At 73.8% G+C, this 16,951-nt stretch carries 16 protein-coding genes; 13 read left to right on the top strand and 3 right to left on the bottom strand.

The genetic code is table 11. From position 1 onward, the window contains the following. Positions 1–32 precede the first annotated feature (32 nt). From QRN89_RS13215 to QRN89_RS13190, 6 genes are all read left to right on the top strand, one after another. Positions 33–1,547 carry an MFS transporter gene (locus QRN89_RS13215; protein ID WP_290349568.1) on the top strand — a complete coding sequence of 505 codons (1,515 nt, stop codon included), beginning with the start codon at positions 33–35 and terminating at the stop codon, positions 1,545–1,547. A gap of 384 nt (positions 1,548–1,931) precedes the next feature. Beyond that, a complete protein-coding gene (locus QRN89_RS13210) occupies positions 1,932–2,132 on the top strand; it encodes a hypothetical protein (RefSeq protein ID WP_290349567.1) in 201 nt (66 codons plus the stop codon). Continuing rightward, on the top strand, positions 2,129–2,524 hold the full coding sequence (locus QRN89_RS13205) for a type II toxin-antitoxin system death-on-curing family toxin (RefSeq protein ID WP_290349566.1): 396 nt from the start codon (positions 2,129–2,131) through the stop codon (positions 2,522–2,524). Before QRN89_RS13210 ends, QRN89_RS13205 begins: the two co-directional genes overlap by 4 nt. Before the next feature lie 160 nt (positions 2,525–2,684). Beyond that, a complete protein-coding gene (locus tag QRN89_RS13200) occupies positions 2,685–4,469 on the top strand; it encodes a DEAD/DEAH box helicase (protein WP_290349564.1) in 1,785 nt (594 codons plus the stop codon). 781 nt (positions 4,470–5,250) lie between these two features. After that, on the top strand, positions 5,251–5,892 hold the full coding sequence (locus QRN89_RS13195; protein ID WP_138054972.1) for an IclR family transcriptional regulator: 642 nt from the start codon (positions 5,251–5,253) through the stop codon (positions 5,890–5,892). 201 nt (positions 5,893–6,093) lie between these two features. Further along, the gene (locus QRN89_RS13190; protein WP_290349562.1) at positions 6,094–6,891 is read left to right on the top strand and encodes a S16 family serine protease; all 798 of its coding nucleotides are present in this window, start codon (positions 6,094–6,096) and stop codon (positions 6,889–6,891) included. A gap of 117 nt (positions 6,892–7,008) precedes the next feature. On the opposite strand, the gene QRN89_RS13185 is transcribed toward QRN89_RS13190, so the two are convergent. Beyond that, positions 7,009–7,482: an Lrp/AsnC family transcriptional regulator gene (locus QRN89_RS13185; protein ID WP_283298399.1), complete on the bottom strand. Its 474-nt coding sequence runs from the start codon at positions 7,480–7,482 to the stop codon at positions 7,009–7,011. Between the two features lie 122 nt (positions 7,483–7,604). Between QRN89_RS13185 and hppD the strand changes: the two genes are divergently transcribed. From hppD to nthA, 4 genes are all read left to right on the top strand, one after another. Next, positions 7,605–8,750, top strand: coding sequence for a 4-hydroxyphenylpyruvate dioxygenase (gene hppD / locus QRN89_RS13180; RefSeq protein ID WP_290349558.1), 1,146 nt, complete (start codon positions 7,605–7,607; stop codon positions 8,748–8,750). Positions 8,751–8,841: 91 nt separating this feature from the next. Continuing rightward, complete coding sequence (locus tag QRN89_RS35590) at positions 8,842–9,123, top strand: hypothetical protein (protein WP_356948628.1); 282 nt, start codon at positions 8,842–8,844, stop codon at positions 9,121–9,123. After that, positions 9,116–9,463, top strand: a complete 348-nt coding sequence (locus tag QRN89_RS35585; RefSeq protein ID WP_356948627.1) for an SH3-like domain-containing protein — start codon at positions 9,116–9,118, stop codon at positions 9,461–9,463. Before QRN89_RS35590 ends, QRN89_RS35585 begins: the two co-directional genes overlap by 8 nt. Then, the gene (nthA, locus tag QRN89_RS13170) at positions 9,460–10,050 is read left to right on the top strand and encodes a nitrile hydratase subunit alpha (protein WP_290349557.1); all 591 of its coding nucleotides are present in this window, start codon (positions 9,460–9,462) and stop codon (positions 10,048–10,050) included. The genes QRN89_RS35585 and nthA overlap by 4 nt, the downstream gene beginning before the upstream one ends. An 803-nt stretch (positions 10,051–10,853) precedes the next feature. Here the strand turns inward: nthA and QRN89_RS13165 are convergent. Continuing rightward, the gene (locus QRN89_RS13165) at positions 10,854–12,539 is read right to left on the bottom strand and encodes a tetratricopeptide repeat protein (protein ID WP_290349556.1); all 1,686 of its coding nucleotides are present in this window, start codon (positions 12,537–12,539) and stop codon (positions 10,854–10,856) included. A 109-nt stretch (positions 12,540–12,648) separates the two neighbouring features. On the opposite strand from QRN89_RS13165, the gene QRN89_RS13160 reads away from it, so the two are divergent. Beyond that, positions 12,649–14,016, top strand: a complete 1,368-nt coding sequence (locus QRN89_RS13160) for an FAD-binding oxidoreductase (RefSeq protein WP_290349555.1) — start codon at positions 12,649–12,651, stop codon at positions 14,014–14,016. A gap of 94 nt (positions 14,017–14,110) precedes the next feature. Next, positions 14,111–14,491 carry a VOC family protein gene (locus QRN89_RS13155; protein ID WP_290349554.1) on the top strand — a complete coding sequence of 127 codons (381 nt, stop codon included), beginning with the start codon at positions 14,111–14,113 and terminating at the stop codon, positions 14,489–14,491. A 139-nt stretch (positions 14,492–14,630) separates the two neighbouring features. Here QRN89_RS13155 and QRN89_RS13150 read toward each other — a convergent pair whose 3' ends face one another. Beyond that, on the bottom strand, positions 14,631–15,134 hold the full coding sequence (locus tag QRN89_RS13150) for an SsgA family sporulation/cell division regulator (protein WP_290349552.1): 504 nt from the start codon (positions 15,132–15,134) through the stop codon (positions 14,631–14,633). Between the two features lie 265 nt (positions 15,135–15,399). Here QRN89_RS13150 and QRN89_RS13145 point away from each other — a divergent pair, with 265 nt between their 5' ends. Continuing rightward, the gene (locus QRN89_RS13145) at positions 15,400–16,947 is read left to right on the top strand and encodes an RDD family protein (protein ID WP_290353687.1); all 1,548 of its coding nucleotides are present in this window, start codon (positions 15,400–15,402) and stop codon (positions 16,945–16,947) included. Positions 16,948–16,951 lie beyond the last annotated feature (4 nt).

Here is a 16,951-nt window from a genome sequence, read left to right as displayed (position 1 = left end):
CATGTCCGACCATGCCCCTTACTCTGGAGCGCATGACAGCGCTCGAACCTCGTGACGCGGCCGGTACCGGCGACGCGGCGGTCAAGCAGGCCCGCGACGGCCTCGGTGGGACCGGCACCGCTGCCGGTACGGACGAGGCCGGAACGGGCGGGGTGCTCGGGAGCAGCCTGCGCGCCCTCAGCGTCGGCGTCGTGTCCGTCGTCCTGCTGATCGCGTTCGAGGCGACCGCCGTCGGTACGGCCATGCCCGTGGCCGCGCGGGAGCTGGACGGGGTGCCGCTGTACGCGTTCGCCTTCTCCGCGTACTTCACGACCAGCCTGTTCGGGATGGTGCTGGCCGGGCAGTGGGCCGACCGCAGAGGGCCGCTCGGGCCGCTGACCGCCGGGATCGCCGCCTTCGGTGTGGGTCTGCTGCTGTCCGGCACTGCCGCCACGATGTGGTACTTCATCGCCGGCCGGGCGGTCCAGGGACTCGGCGGCGGCCTGGTGATCGTCGCCCTGTACGTCGTCGTCGGCCGGGCCTACCCCGAGCACCTGCGGCCGACGATCATGGCCGCGTTCGCCGCGAGCTGGGTGATCCCCTCCGTCGTCGGTCCGCTCGCGGCCGGGACGGTCACCGAACACCTCGGCTGGCGCTGGGTCTTCGTCGGCATCCCCGTCCTCGTCGTCGTCCCGCTCGCCCTCGCCGCTCCCGCGATACGGCGGCGGGCGTCGGGTCCGGTGGATCCGGAGGCGCCCGTCCCGGCGCTGGACCGGCGCAGGATCCGGCTGGCGTTCGGAATCTCGCTGGGCGCGGGAGTGCTCCAGTACGCGGCCCAGGACCTGCGGTGGCTCTCCCTCGCCCCGGCCGTCGCGGGTGCAGCGCTGCTCGTGCCGGCCGCGCTCGGGCTGCTGCCGCGCGGCACGTTCCGCTCGGCGCGCGGGCTGCCGTCGGTGGTGCTGCTGCGCGGTGTGGCCGCCGGGTCGTTCATCGCGGCGGAGTCCTTCGTACCGCTGATGCTCGTGACCCAGCGCGGGCTGTCGCCGACGCTGGCGGGCCTGTCGCTCGCGGTGGGCGGGGCGACGTGGGCGCTGGGCTCGTTCGTCCAGTCCCGGCCGAGGCTGGAGCCGTACCGGGAGCGGCTGACCGTGGCGGGCATGGTGCTCGTTGCGGCGGCGATCGCGGCGGCACCGAGCGTGCTGATCCCGTCCGTGCCGGTGTGGGTCGTCGGGGTCGCCTGGGGCTGGGGCTGCTTCGGCATGGGCCTGGTCATCTCCTCGACCAGCGTGCTGCTGCTGAAGCTGTCCGCCCCCGCGGAAGCCGGTACGAACTCCGCCGCGCTCCAGATCTCCGACGGGCTGTCGAACGTCCTGCTGCTGGCCGCGGGCGGCGCAGCCTTCGCCGCGCTGGGCGGGGGAGCGGCGGGCGGCCACGGTGCGGTCGCGGCTGCGGGGGCGGAGAGCGTCGCCCACCCGGCCGCCTTCGCCGCGGTGTTCCTGCCCATGGCGGCGGTCGCACTGCTCGGTGCCTGGGTCGCCACCCGGCTGCACGAGCGCCGCCCCGCCTGACGCCGTGTAGCCCGGTCGGCAGCCGGGCCGGCGCTGGGCGGCCGCCCGGTCCGGCGCAGCGGTCCGCTCCATCCGATGGCCGACCCGCCGCCGGTCCCGGACGGCTCCGGTCCGGCTCGGACGCCCAGCGGTCCCGCTCCGTCCGATGGCCGACCCGCCGCCGGTCCCGGACGGCTCCGGTCCGGCTCGGCCCCGGCACCGGACCGTCCCCGGCTCGACGCACCCCGGCGCAGCGGGCCCGCCCCCGGGCCGGCGCGCCCCGGACGTCCGCCGGGAGCGGCACGCAAACGAGCGGACGGGAGCGGGCGGCAGCGGCGCTCGGGGCGCCGCCGGACGCCAGGAATTCACCGCGCGGCCGGAACCGGCCGCGCTTAGCATCGGGCCATGCACGAGCTCACGATCATCCTCACCGACGCGGAACGCGACGAACTGCACGACCTCGCCGACGCCCAGGGCCGGACCCCGGAGGAGCTCGCGCACGATGCGGTGCACCACTATCTGCGGGTGCAGAGCGAGCGGCTGGCCGCACTGGCCGGGCGACTGGCCCAGCAGCACGCGGGCCTGCTGAGGAGGCTCGGCGAATGACCCACCAGACCACGACCCAGACGCGTCACCTCACCGTGAGCGAGGTGACGGCGATCGCCCGGTTCGCCTTCGGCGGCCACCCGCCGGAGCTCCGCGCGGGCGGTCTCCTGGAGTCCGCCGTGCACCGACCGCGCTCCCGGATGTACGGGGTGGCCGCGTACCCGGACCTGTGGGAGCAGGCAGGCGCCCTGCTCCACGCGATCGCGTCGAACCACCCCTTCGTCGACGGCAACAAGCGCACGGCGTGGCTGTCGACGGCGGTCTTCCTCGCCCTCAACGGCGCCGACCCCGTCAATGTCGACCAGGACCGGGCGTACGACCTGGTCGTGTCCGTCGCGGCCGGCCAGATGTCCGATCCGGCTCTGATCGGGGCCGTGCTGCGCACCCTGTGAACGAGGGCGGTCCGACGGGTCCCGGCGCACGGACCGTTCTGTGAGGCGGGTCTCACCCCGTACCGTCGCGGCCCGGTGAGGCCTGCCCGGGCGTGACCGCACCGGTAGGGTGGCCCGGTTGTCGTACGTAACGCCGTAGCCCTGCCTCGAACCGGAGACCGTGTCTACTACCGCCTCCCACCACCTCTCACCCGCCTTTCCCGGCCGTGCCCCCTGGGGTACGGCCAACAAGCTGCGCGCCTGGCAGCAGGGCGCCATGGAGAAGTACATCCAGGAACAGCCCCGCGACTTCCTCGCGGTGGCGACGCCCGGCGCCGGCAAGACGACGTTCGCGCTCACCCTCGCCTCCTGGCTGCTGCACCACCACGTCGTGCAGCAGATCACCGTGGTCGCGCCGACCGAGCACCTGAAGAAGCAGTGGGCGGCCGCGGCCGCGCGCATAGGCATCAAGCTGGACCCGGACTACAGCGCCGGCCCGCTGAGCAAGGAGTACGACGGGGTCGCCGTCACCTACGCCGGCGTAGGCGTACGCCCGATGCTGCACCGCAACCGCAGCGAGCAGCGCAAGACCCTCGTCATCCTCGACGAGATCCACCACGCCGGTGACTCCAAGTCGTGGGGAGAGGCGTGCCTGGAGGCGTTCGAACCGGCCACCCGCCGCCTCGCCCTCACCGGCACGCCCTTCCGCTCCGACACCAACCCCATCCCCTTCGTCACGTACGAGGAGGGCAACGACGGCATCCGCCGCTCGGCCGCGGACTACACCTACGGCTACGGCAACGCCCTCGCCGACGGTGTCGTCCGCCCCGTGATCTTCCTGTCCTACAGCGGCAACATGCGCTGGCGCACCAAGGCCGGCGACGAGGTCGCGGCCCGGCTGGGCGAGCCGATGACCAAGGACGCCGTCTCGCAGGCCTGGCGCACCGCGCTCGATCCGCGCGGCGACTGGATGCCGAACGTGCTGCGCGCCGCCGACCAGAGGCTGGGCGAGGTCAGAAAGGCCATCCCCGACGCGGGAGGTCTCGTCATCGCCTCCGACCAGGACTCGGCGCGCGCCTACGCAAAGCTCATCCGGGAGATCACCGGTACGAAGGCGACCGTCGTGCTGTCCGACGACGCGGGCGCGTCGAAGCGCATCGACGAGTTCAGCGACAACCAGGACCGCTGGATGGTCGCCGTCCGGATGGTGTCCGAGGGCGTCGACGTCCCCCGGCTCGCGGTCGGCGTGTACGCCACGACCATCTCCACGCCCCTCTTCTTCGCCCAGGCCGTGGGTCGTTTCGTCCGGTCGCGGCGACGCGGTGAGACGGCGTCGGTGTTCCTGCCGACGATCCCGATGCTGCTGAGCTTCGCGAACGAGATGGAGGTCGAGCGGGACCACGCGCTCGACCGGCCGAAGAAGGAAGGGGAGGAGGACCCCTACGCCGAGTCCGAGCAGGAGATGGACGAGGCGAACAAGCAGCAGGACGAGGACACCGGCGAGCAGGACATGCTGCCCTTCGAGGCGCTGGAGTCCGACGCCGTCTTCGACCGGGTGATGTACAACGGCGCCGAGTTCGGCATGCAGGCCCACCCGGGCAGCGAGGAGGAGCAGGACTACCTGGGCATCCCGGGCCTGCTGGAGCCGGACCAGGTGCAACTGCTGCTCCAGAAGCGGCAGGCGCGGCAGATCGCGCACAGCCGCAAGAAGCCGGACGCCGAGGCGGATCTGCTGGAACTGCCCGCGGAGCGCCGCCCGGTGGTCTCGCACAAGGAGCTGCTGGAGCTGCGGAAGCAGCTGAACACGATGGTGGGCGCGTACGTCCACCAGAGCGGCAAGCCGCACGGCGTGATCCACACCGAGCTGCGCCGGGTGTGCGGGGGGCCGCCGAGCGCGGAGGCGACGGCGGGGCAGATCCGGGAGCGGATCAAGAAGGTCCAGGAGTGGGCCACGCGTATGCGGTGAGCGTACGGAGTGGCCGTCCTCCGCGTGGCGAGCGCAGGGACGGGCCGGCGCCGCGTGGTGAGGGAGAAGTGGGCCGGCGCTGTGTGGTGAGCGCAGGGAGTGGCCGTCCTCCGCGTGGCGAGCGCAGGGGCGGGTCGACGGCTGTGTGGTCGGCGCACGGACGCGCCGACGGCTGCGCGGTGAGCGCGCGGATGCGTCGACGGGGCTCGGGCGGACCGCCCGGGCCCTTTCGCGCTTCCGTGCGCCGGTCCGCCGCGCGGTCCTCGCGCGCGGCACCGCGTACGCCGGCGGTGCAGCAGTCGTACGCCGTAGCGCACCCCTTCCGCACGCCCGCCCCGAGCCTCCCCCGCCCGGGGCCTCCCCCCGCTCTCCGTGGCTCCCGTCCGCCCGATCCGCGCGCCCCGCAAGTCCGCCCCGCACGCGCCGAGTTCGTCCGCCGCGGTGCCCCCGGCCGGGCGTCCGCGCCCTGTCGAGGGGTGGGGGAAAAGCCCTCTTCGGCGGAGGCCGAAGAGGGACGTGTCGGTCGAAGTCGCTGGTCGTCCCGACTTGCGTACCGATAGCGGGCGGCACGGGTCTTCGACGCCCGGATTCTGGACGAGGTCTTCCGCTGAGCGAACCGGCTCGCTACTGTCCCCGCAAATGAAACGCCCCGTGGCAGCGCCGCCGCGGAGCGCAGCCGGTGTGCCATGGCCTGCCGGCGGCCTCTCCGTGCGTCGCCGAATGGGACCGGTGCCGCTGGCCGCGAGAGCGTCGCCGCACTCACCTCGAAGGAGAGGGCGTCGTGACCGCGGAGACCTCCCAGACGCTCGACAGAGGACTGCGCGTCCTCAAGCTGCTCGCCGACACCGACCACGGGCTGACCGTGACCGAGTTGTCCAACCGGCTGGGCGTCAACCGGACCGTCGTCTACCGTCTGCTCGCCACGCTCGAGCAGCACGCCCTGGTCCGCCGCGACTTGGGCGGCCGGGCCCGGGTGGGACTCGGTGTGCTCCGCCTCGGCCGTCAGGTGCACCCGCTGGTGAGGGAGGCGGCGCTGCCGGCGCTGCGCTCCCTCGCCGAGGACATCGGCGCGACCGCCCATCTCACGCTGGTCGACGGGGCGGAGGCGCTCGCGGTGGCGGTCGTCGAGCCGACGTGGACGGACTACCACGTGGCGTACCGGGCGGGGTTCCGCCACCCGCTGGACCGGGGAGCCGCGGGCAAGGCCATCCTCGCCGCCCGCCAGGGAGGTCTCACCGAGCCCGCGTACACCCTCACGCACGGCGAACTGGAGGCGGGCGCGAGCGGGGCCGCCGCGGCGCTCGTCGGGGTGACCGGCATCGAGGGCAGCGTCGGTGTCGTCATGCTGGCGGACTCGGTCCCCGAACGCGTCGGCCCCCGCGTGGTCGACGCGGCCCGCGAGGTCGCTGACGCGCTGCGCTGAGCCCCTGTCGTACAAGGAGCCCCTGTCGTACGAGGAGCCCCTGTCGTGCAAGGAGCCCCGCCGCGACGGTGAAGCGCCGCCGCGACGGTGAAGCGCCGCCGCGCCGAGGATGCGCCGCCGCGCCGAGGTGGTGCTGCGTCCCCGGTCGGACCGGTCCCGGCCCCGGTCCGGGGGCACCGGGCGGACCGATACATTGACAGCGTGTTCACTCGCCTCTCGCGTCTCTCCCGTCCCCGGGCCCTCGCCGTCTGCGCCGTGCCCGTCGCCGCGCTGCTCGCGGTGGCGGCGCTCGCGCCCCTGCCGTTCACCGTCGCCCAGCCCGGGCAGACCACGAACGTGCTGGGGACCGACCGGGGCAAGCCCGTGATCACCATCACCGGGGCCCCCGTACGGCCGACCCAGGGGCAGCTGCGTATGACGACCATCGTGGCGACCGGGCCCTCGGTCGACGTCGATCTCGGCGACGTGGCGGACGCATGGGTCCGCAAGGACCGGGCCGTGCTGCCGCACGACTCCGTGTACCCCTCCGGGCAGTCCGACGAGGAGATCCAGAAGCACAACACCGCCGAGATGCGGAAGTCCCAGAACAGCGCGGTCGACGCGGCCCTGGGCCACCTGAAGAAGGACCCCGCGAAGGTGAAGGTCACCCTGCACCTCGCCGACGTCGGCGGCCCGAGCGCCGGGCTCCTCTTCTCCCTCGGCATCGTGGACAAGCTCGCGGGCGACGGCGCCGGCGGAGACCTCACCGGCGGCCGGAACATCGCCGGTACGGGCACGATCGACGCCGACGGCAAGGTCGGCGCGGTCGGCGGAGTCGCCCTCAAGACCCAGGCCGCCGCGCGCGACGGCGCGACCGTGTTCCTCGTACCGAAGGCGGAGTGCGCCATCGCCGAGGAGCAGCTGCCCGAGGGCATGACGCTGATCCCCGTCACCGAGCTGACGGACGCTGTCTCGTCGCTCAAGTCGCTGCAGAAGGGCGGCGACATCCCGAAGTGCTGACGGGCCGGCGGGAATCGGACGGCCCAGCCCTCGGCCCCGTCCCGCCCCGGCCGCGGCGTACGTCCCCCATCCCGCCTCACCGCACCCCGTCCGCGGCGCCCCGCCGCGCCCCGGACGTCAGCGGGCGTCCTCCGCCGCCTGCTCCACCAGCGGGATGATCCGCAGCGGTACGGGGTTCTCCATGACGATCGCCGTCGACGCCCGCACGATGCCCTCGAATCCGACGACGCGGTCGATCACCCGCTGGAGGTCCGCGTTGGACCGTGCGACCAGCCGGCACAGCATGTCGCCGTGGCCGGTCGTCGTGTGCAGCTCCAGCACCTCGGGGACCGTGGCGAGATGCGCCCGTACGTCGGCCCCCTGCCCCTGCTTGATCTCCAGCGTCGCGAACGCGGTCACCGGGTAGCCCAGGGCGGACGGGTCGACGTCCGGGCCGAAGCCGCGGATGACCCCGTTCGACTGGAGCCGGTCCAGCCGCGCCTGGACGGTGCCCCGCGCGACCCCCAGCCGGCGGGACGCCTCCAGGACCCCGATCCTCGGCTCGCGGGCGAGCAGCACGATGAGCCGGCCGTCCAGATGATCGATCGCCACACCAGCCTCCTGAGTGGTCATCCTGTACAGGTCGCCCGAACAAACCGGACGCCGACTAAGCATATTGCGCAGCAGATACACGAACTATTGCGCAGCTTGTGGATCGGCGGGAGTCTGCCGCCATGACTGAGACCCTGGATCACACCCCTGAGACCGGCAGGCAGGCCGACCCCTTCCCGGTGAAGGGAATGGACGCGGTCGTCTTCGCCGTCGGCAACGCCAAGCAGGCCGCCCACTACTACTCCACGGCCTTCGGCATGAAGCTGGTCGCCTACGCGGGGCCGGAGACCGGCAGCCGGGAGACCGCCTCCTACGTCCTGACCAACGGCGCCGCCCGTTTCGTGTTCACCTCCGTCATCAAGGCGTCCACCGACTGGGGCCGGTTCCTCGCCGAGCACGTCGCCGAGCACGGTGACGGGGTCGTCGACCTGGCCATCGAGGTGCCGGACGCCCGTGCCGCCTACGCCTACGCCACCGCGCACGGGGCCCGCGGCATCCAGGAGCCCTACGAGCTCAAGGACGAGCACGGCACGGTGGTCCTCGCCGCCATCGCCACGTACGGCAAGACCCGCCACACCCTCGTGGACCGGTCCGGCTACAGCGGCCCCTACCTGCCGGGCTTCTCGCCCGCCGACCCGATCGTCCAGCCCCCGGCCAAGCGGACCTTCCAGGCCATCGACCACTGCGTGGGCAACGTCGAACTCGGCCGGATGAACGAGTGGGTGGCGTTCTACAACAACGTCATGGGCTTCACCAACATGAAGGAGTTCGTCGGCGACGACATCGCGACCGAGTACTCGGCGCTGATGTCCAAGGTCGTCGCGGACGGCACGCTGAAGGTGAAGTTCCCCATCAACGAGCCGGCGATCGCGAAGAAGAAGTCGCAGATCGACGAGTACCTCGAGTTCTACGGCGGGGCCGGCGTCCAGCACATCGCGCTCGCCACGAACGACATCGTCGCCACCGTGCGCACGATGCGCGCGGCCGGGGTGCGGTTCCTGGACACCCCCGACTCGTACTACGACACGCTGGGCGAGTGGGTCGGCGACACCCGGGTGCCGATCGACACCCTGCGTGAGCTGAAGATCCTCGCGGACCGCGACGAGGACGGCTACCTGCTCCAGATCTTCACGAAGCCCGTGCAGGACCGGCCGACGGTCTTCTTCGAACTCATCGAACGACACGGTTCGATGGGCTTCGGCAAGGGCAACTTCAAGGCGCTCTTCGAGGCGATCGAGCGCGAGCAGGAGAAGCGCGGAAACCTCTAGCCCGTACGGAGTCCGGCTCCGTCCCCGCGGCCCCACGGAACCTGACCCGTGGGGCCGCGCGGCGTCCGCGGTACGGGGCTATGGTCGCCACATGGCCAGGATCAACGACGTCGGCGGGATGCAGGGCTTCGGGCCCGTCGACACCGCCGACGACACCGAGCCCTTCCACGCCGACTGGGAGGCCCGGGTCTTCGCGCTGAACTCCGCGCTGATCGCGGGCAAGGTCTACAACCTCGACGAGTTCCGCGACGCGATCGAGTCCATGGCGCCCGCCGACTACCTGGCGGCGTCCTACTACGAGCGCTGGTTCTTCGCGATCCGTACGCTCCTGGAGCGCAAGGGCGTGATCGAGGCGGGCGAACTCGATGACTGACCGCTTCGCCGCCGGGGCACTCGTGCGCACGGTCCACCACGACCCCCCGCACCACACCCGCCTGCCGCGCTACGCCCGGGGCAAGCGCGGCACCGTCGTCGAGCCCGAGGGCCGGGCACTGCTCGCGGACCGCAACGCACAGGGGCGTGGTGACGCGCCGCTGGAGCAGGTGTACGCGGTGAGCTTCCCGGCCCGCGAGCTGTGGGGCGAGGGCGATCACCAGGTCGTCCTGGACCTGTTCGAGAGCTATCTGGAGGACGACCCGGGGCACCGGGCCGAGGCCGCCCTGACTCCCGGGACGCCCCGGGAGCAGGCCGGCGGAGAGGACGGACGGCCATGACCGGCGGGCAGCACACCGACGCCGACATCAGCCGGCGGGTACGCCGCCTGGAGACGCTGCTGGAGGAACGCGGGCTCGTGGCCGGCGCGGCGCTCGACGAGACCCTGGACGCGTTCCTGTCAGGTGCCTCCCCGGCGAACGGCGCGCGGGTCGTCGCGCGCGCCTGGACCGATCCGGACTTCCGCGCCCGGCTCCTCGCCGACGGCACCGCCGGCGTCGCCGAACTGGGCCTGTCCGCGGGCGGGGTCCAGCCGCAACGACTGCGGGTCGTCGAGAACACGCCGGACACGCACAACGTCGTCGTGTGCACGCTCTGCTCCTGCTACCCCGTACGCCTGCTGGGGCCGTCCCCCAGCTGGTACAAGAGCGAGGCGTACCGCTCCCGCGTCGTCCGCGAACCCCGCGCGGTGCTCGAGGAGTTCGGGGTCCGGCTCCCGGACACCACCCGCGTCACGGTCTGGGACTCCACCTCGGAGACCCGCTACATGGTCCTCCCGATGCGTCCGCCCGGCACCTCCGGCCTCGACGAGCCCGCCCTCGCCCGTCTGATCCCGCGGAACGCCCTGATCGGCACGGCGGTGCTCTGAGCCCCTCGCGGGGTCGCGGGCGGTGCTCCCCGCGGGGCCGCCCGCCCGCCGGGACGGGCACGCCCTCTGCCGCCACCCCCCGTGCCCGGGCGGCCCCCGGGGCCTGCCGAGCGGTCACCGCCCGCCCGGGGCGAGCCCCCGCGCGCGCGGGACGGGCACATCGTCTGCCGGGCCTCACCGTCTCGCCCGCCCTGGACGCCTCCCGAGGCCCGCGCCCCCGGACGTCCGGCGGGGCCCGCCGGGACGGGCACGCCCTCTGCCGCCACCCCCCGTGCCCGGGCGGCCCCCGGGGCCTGCCGAGCGGTCACCGCCCGCCCGGGGCGAGCCCCCGCGCGCGGGACGGGCACATCGTCTGCCGGGCCTCACCGTCTCGCCCGCCCTGGACGCCTCCCGAGGCCCGCGCCCCCGGACGTCCGGCGGGGCCCGCCGGCCCCGGACGCCCCTGGTCCCGGACGATCCCCCCGCGCGCGGGACGGGCACATCGTCTGCCGGGCCTCACCGTCTCGCCCGCCCCGGACGCCTCCCGAGGCCCGCGCCCCTGGACGCCCCCCGAGGCCCGCGCCCCCGGACGTCCGGCGGGGCCCGTCGGTCCCGGACGCCCCTGGCCCCGGACGATCCCCCCGCGCCCGGGACGGGCACATCGTCTGCCGGGCCTCACCGTCTCGCCCGCCCCGGACGCCCCCCGAGGCCCGCGCCCCCGGACGTCCGGCGGGGACCGCCGGTCCCGCTGCGCCCGCCCCGGCCCTGCCGCCGCCCGTGCCCCGGCGGCCCGCACGCGACCGTCCGGAAGCGGTGGGGCGGTCTCACTCCCCGGACGGCGACGAACGGCGCGAAGCCGTTGCGGACGGTTCGCCGGCCTGAGCCTCCCTGGAATTCCTGGAATCCCTGGAATCCCCGGCTTCCCCCGCTTCCCCGGCCCCCCGCGGGTCCCGGGAGTCGCGTTCGCGGGGCCGGGCGGACCCGGTGCCCCGGGGCTCGCCGGAGGCGTCCCCGTCCGGCCGTCGGGACGAGCCCTCCTCACGCTCCTCCGCCGGCCCGTCCTCCTCCCTCTGCCCGTCGTCCTCCGGCGGAAGCTCCTCGTCCGTCGTCCACGGCTCGCCCTCGACGTCCACGGGGCCGCCGGGAGGCGGGTTGCCCAGGACCGAGACCGCGCGCTTCGCCCGCGGCACGAGCAGCGGCGAGAAGTACGGGTTGAGGCGCAGCGCCTCGCGAAGGTGCCGGCGCGCCGGACCGTCCTGACCGAGGGAGCGCTCGACCTCGCCCTGGTGGTACAGGGACAGCGCGCTGCGGAGCCCCCGCGTCGTCGCGCGCTTCAGGTACTTCAGCCCCTCCTTCCCCCGCCCCGCCCGGTGCAGCGCCCACCCCAGGGCGTCCGAGACGTGCGCACTGCGGTGTCCCCGCTTCCACTCCTGCGCGAGGCGCTGCACCGCGGCCTTCGCCAGCCCGTGGTCGGCCTCGTACCGCGCGAGCGTCACCTCCTCGCTCACCCCGTACTTCCGGGCCTTCGCGGCCAGCCGGCGGACCTTCTCGTGGTGCGCCCGCGCCTCGCCGGCCATGCCCAGCGACTCGTACAGCTCACCCGCCTGCAGCGCGTACTCCGGCATCGGCGCCCGCTCGATGGCCGCGTGGTAGTCCCGCAGCGCGTCGTCGGTGCGTCCGAGTGCCGCCGAGGCCCGTCCCCGCCCCGCCAGGGACGGATGGTGGCCGGGCTCCAGCTGAAGCGCCGTGTCGAAGTACGCCGCCGCCTGCTTGGGCTCGCCCCGCTCCCAGGCCAGCTCGCCGAGCCGGTACAGCGCCGCGGCCCGTTCCGCCTTGCCGCCCGCCCGGGACGACGCCTCGTCCGCCAGCGCCTCGGCGTCCTCGTGCCGGCCGTTGTCCCGGTGGACCTGGGAGCCCCGCATCAGGGTCTGCACGGTGCGGGGGCGCAGCTCCTCCAGCGTGTGCAGGGCCCGCGCGGCCGCCGCGTAGGAGCCGAGCCCGCTGTACGCGTCGATCAGCACCGGATACGCCGTCCACTGCTCCGGCGACCGCGCCCGGACGCTCTCGGCCCAGCGTCTCGCCGTGGCGAAGTCCCGCCGCGCGTTCGCCAGCGCCGCCATCCCCAGCTGGGCGTCCGCGTTGCCCTTCTCTCCCGGCAGCGCCTCCAGCGAACGCCGCAGTGCCTTCTCCGCCCGGCGGAAGTCGGTACGGTCACCCAGGAGGGCTCCCTGTGCCAGGTAGGCCGAGCCCAGCACCGCCCACGACAGATGGTCGCCGGGGCTCCCGGCCAGCCGGTGCTCCTGCCCCGCGATCAGTGCCGACAGTTCAGTCGCGGACAGGGCCGCTCCGGGGCCCTCCGCCAGCACCGTCCGGGCCGCGGGACCCGGCGCGGGCGACGGCGGCCCGCCGTCCCGGCCCGGGCCGAGGACCACGATCCCGGTGGCGACCGCCCCGGCTACCAGCGACGCGATCACGGCATTCCTGGCAAGTGGCGTGTATCGCTTCTTCATGGCGATCACTGTGCGCCACCCTCCGGTCCCGTACGAAGTGCCCACCCGGCGGAGCGACGCGGATCGCGGACGGGTTCACACCGATGGCCCCCGGTGCGAATCTGGGATCATGGACGATCTCCTCTCCCGGCTCGGCGAGAACCTCCCGCCCGAAGCCCTGATCACCGACCCCGACGTCACGGCCTCCTACAGCAACGACATGGCGAGCTTCTGTGACGCGGGCACCCCGGCCGTCGTGGTGCTGCCACGCACCGTCGAGCAGGTCCAGCACGTCATGCGCACCGCGACCGAGCTGCGCGTCCCCGTCGTACCGCAGGGGGCCCGCACCGGCCTGTCCGGCGCCGCCAACGCCTCCGACGGCTGCATCGTCCTCTCCCTCGTCAAGATGGACCGCATCCTGGAGATCAGCCCGGTCGACCGGATCGCCGTCGTGGAGCCCGGTGTCGTCAACGCCGTGCTCTCACGCGCCGTCGGCGAGCACGGGCTGTACTACCCGCCGGATCCGTCCAGCTGGGAGATGTGCACCATCGGCGGCAACATCGGCACCGCCTCCGGCGGACTGTGCTGTGTGAAGTACGGCGTCACCGCCGAGTACGTCCTCGGTCTCGAGGTCGTCCTGGCCGACGGCCGGCTCCTCAGCACCGGCCGCCGCACGGCCAAGGGAGTCGCCGGCTACGACCTCACCCGGCTCTTCGTCGGTTCGGAGGGGAGCCTCGGCGTCGTCGTCAAGGCCGTGCTCGCCCTCCGGCCCAAACCGCCCCAGCAGCTCGTCCTCGCCGCCGAGTTCCCCTCGGCCGCCACCGCGTGCGACGCCGTCTGCGCGATCATGGAACGCGGCCACACGCCGTCGCTGCTGGAGATCATGGACCGTACGACCATCCGGGCCGTCAACGAGATGGCGCAGATGGGCCTCCCGGACACCACCGAGGCGCTGCTCCTCGCCGCGTTCGACACCCCCGACCCCGGGCCGGACCTCGCCGCCGTCGGGGAGCTGTGCGCCGCGGCGGGCGCCACCCAGGTCGTCCCGGCCGAGGACGCGGCCGAGTCCGAGCTGCTGCTCCAGGCCCGCCGGCTGTCCCTGACCGCCCTGGAGGCCGTCAAGACCGCGACGATGATCGACGACGTCTGCGTACCGCGCTCCCGGCTCGCCGCGATGATCGACGGCACCGCGGCCATCGCGGAGAAGTACGACCTCACCATCGGCGTCTGCGCCCACGCCGGCGACGGCAACACCCACCCCGTCGTCTGCTTCGACCACCACGACCCGGACGAATCCGCCCGTGCCCGCGAGTCGTTCGACGAGATCATGGCCCTCGGGCTGGAGCTCGGCGGCACGATCACCGGCGAACACGGCGTGGGCGTCCTGAAGAAGGAGTGGCTCGCCCGCGAACTCGGCCCGGTCGGCGTCGAGTTGCAGCAGGCGATCAAGAACGCCTTCGACCCGCTCGGCATCCTCAACCCCGGCAAGCTGTTCTAGGTCCGAAGGACCACGAGGAACGGGACCGGAGCCGGATGGAAGGGGCACGGCACACCGCATAGCGTGAAGGGGACACGATGAAGAAGGAGGAGCCGTGCCCGCACGTCTTGACCACACCATCGTCCACAGCCGCGACCGATTCGCGGCCGCCCGCTTCCTCACCGGCCTGATCGACGCACCCGAGCCCAAGCCCTTCGGCCCGTTCGCCAGCGTCCCGCTCGCCAACGGCGTCACCCTCGACTACCTCGACGAGCAGCCGGGCTCGCGGATCGTCTCGCAGCACCTCGCCTTCCTCGTCAGCGACGAGGAGTTCGACGAGATCTTCGGCCGGATCAAGGAGCGCGAGCTCCCCTACTGGGCCGACCCGGCACACGCGGAGCCGCAGCGGATCAACCACCACTTCGGCGGCCGCGGGGTCTACATCGACGACCCCGACGGCCATTCCCTCGAGTTCATCACCCACACCTACGTCTGAAGCGTGTGGCGAAGGTCCCGGCTGCTTTCGCGACGCGTCGCGGTGCCCGGACCGGAAGGTCTGCCGGGAAGGTCACGCGCGTCCGGGGCCCCGCTCCTCCCGGCACCGCCGGGCCGTCCCCCGCGCGGCCGCCCCACGGCTACGCCTCACCGTCCTTCGACTCCTCCGCCGGCCGGGTGCCGTCGCCGCCCAGAGCCGGCGAGGGGTCGCGGCCGTGGAGCCCGTCCGCCGGGGCCGGCGCGAGCAGCTCCGCCAGCCCGGCCTCGAACCCCAGGTGTTCGGACTCCGTCCCCGGCGGCACGGCCCGCAGCGTCCGCTCCAGCCACGCCGACAGCTGCGCGGACGGGGCCTCCAGCAGGGCGTCGCCGTCCGGCGAACTCAGCGCTATGTGGATGACGCTCCGCCCGCCGTCCTTCGTCGGCCAGACCCGGACGTCCCCCTCCCCGCACGCCCGGAAGACCCCTTCCACCAGGAGTTCACGGGCGAAGGTCCAGTGCACGGGCTGCTCGGACCCGATGTGGAAGGTGATGTGCACGGCATACGCGTCATCTCCCCGGTAGGTGAGCCTGGCCGGCACGGGGACACTGCGCTCCGGCGACAGGACCAGTTTGAGCTCCAGCTCGCGTTCCACCACGGTGTGCATGAGACTGCGACTTCCTTTCCTGGTACGAGGCCCTGGAGCGGACCACGCAGGGAGAGAGCGCCATCCCCGCCGACTATTACGCGACTTCCGCCACCAACTTCTCAGTCTCCTGCCGCACGGTCGCGGCAGTGCGGCACAGCGTTACCGGAAAGTGGGCCTTACGCCGGGACGGGCCCAGCACGGCGCGGCGGTCTGATAGATGTGGACCCTCGAATCGACCCCCTCGATTCCCTCGATGTCTTCCAGGAGATACGGGACCACGGTGATGAGCGCCCCCACCCCGGCAACCGGCGACGGCAGCCCCACGCCTGGCTACTACCCCGATCCGTCCATTCCGGGCTACGTCCGGTACTGGAACGGCACGGCGTGGGTGCCGGGCACGAGCCGTCCGGCGCCCAAGGACGGCGAGACGATGCCGGCGTCCCCGCCCTCCGCACACGCGACCTCCGTACCGCCCCAGGCGGTACCGCCGCCCGTTCCCGCAGTCGAGGAGACCGGTCCCGTCTTCCTGGACGAGGACCCGGATCCGGTCGGCGGCCGCCCCGATCCGTCCGCCGCCTGGCAGGCCGACGCCTCGCGCCAGACGGGCTTCGGCGGCGACCGCGACCGCCGGGTCTCCTGGGGTTCCGGACCCCAGGACCCGCGTGCCGGGGGCCTGCCGGGCTCCGGTGCGGACGCCTCGGCGCCGGTCGCGGGCCAGGCCTGGGACCGGCCGGGCGCCACGGCACAGGACCCGTTCACGGGGAGCCCGGCGGGAGCGGGCGCCGGCGAGGGCGGCGGACCCTCCGGCGTCCGGTTCGACCGGGCGGCCGGCAGGCCGGCCCTCGCCGACGAGGACCGGGCGGAGTCCGCGGGCACCGGGCCGGACCCGACCGGTGGCGCCCTGCCGGGTGTGCGCAGCGTCGGCGGGCCCGCCGAGGAGCCGGAGCGGCCGGTGCCGTCCGGCACGGTCCCGAACCGGGACCAGCGGCCGCAGCGCGGCACGCCGCACGCCGAGGGCACGATGTCGATCCGTACGATGACGCCCTCCCCGCAGCCGCCCACGGCCCAGGCGCAGGCCCCCGCCCAGGCGCCGCCGCAGCCGCAGGTACCGGCCCAGCAGCCGGCGCCCCCCGCGCAGCAGCCGCAGCAGCCCCAGCAACCGTCGCCCCGGCAGTCGCCGGCCGGCCGGCCGCAGCAGCCGCCGGTGTCCGCGGGGTCGGGCGGCGGGTCCGCCTCCTGGGCGCAGCAGGTCCACCGGCTGGCGCAGACACCGGAGGAGGAGCCGCCGGTCGTTCCCTGGAAGCCCCCGGTGAGCGATCCGTTCCTGCTGGCCGCCCAGGCCCAGGCCTCGGCCCGGCCCGCGCCGCTCGGCAGGCGCTTGGGGGCCCGGCTGATCGACACCGCGGTGCTGGGCGGGCTCGTGGGCGCCGCGTCGTACCCGTTCGTCTCCGCCGCGCTCGCGCACATCGACGAGAAGATCCAGGCGGCGAAGCTGTCCGGGGAGACGGTCACCGTCTGGCTGATCGACGGCACGACCGCCTTCCACCTCGGGCTCTCGCTCATCACCATGCTCGTGCTCGGCACGCTCTACGAGGCGCTGCCCACCGCCCGGTGGGGACGCACGCTCGGCAAGCGGCTGCTGGGGCTCCAGGTGCGGGACATCGAGTCGCACGAGCCGCCGTCGTTCGTGGCGGCCCTGCTGCGCTGGCTGGTGCACGGAGTCCTGGGCGTGCTCGTCGTCGGCGTCCTCAACGTGCTGTGGTGCGTCTTCGACCGGCCCTGGCGGCAGTGCTGGCACGACAAGGCCGCGCACACCTTCGTGGCCGGCTGACGGC

It is taken from the genome of Streptomyces sp. HUAS CB01, assembly GCF_030406905.1.
GTDB lineage: Bacteria > Actinomycetota > Actinomycetes > Streptomycetales > Streptomycetaceae > Streptomyces > Streptomyces chengbuensis.
Note: the sequence above shows the minus strand (reverse complement) of the source record. Positions and strands in the feature narration are given on the sequence as shown.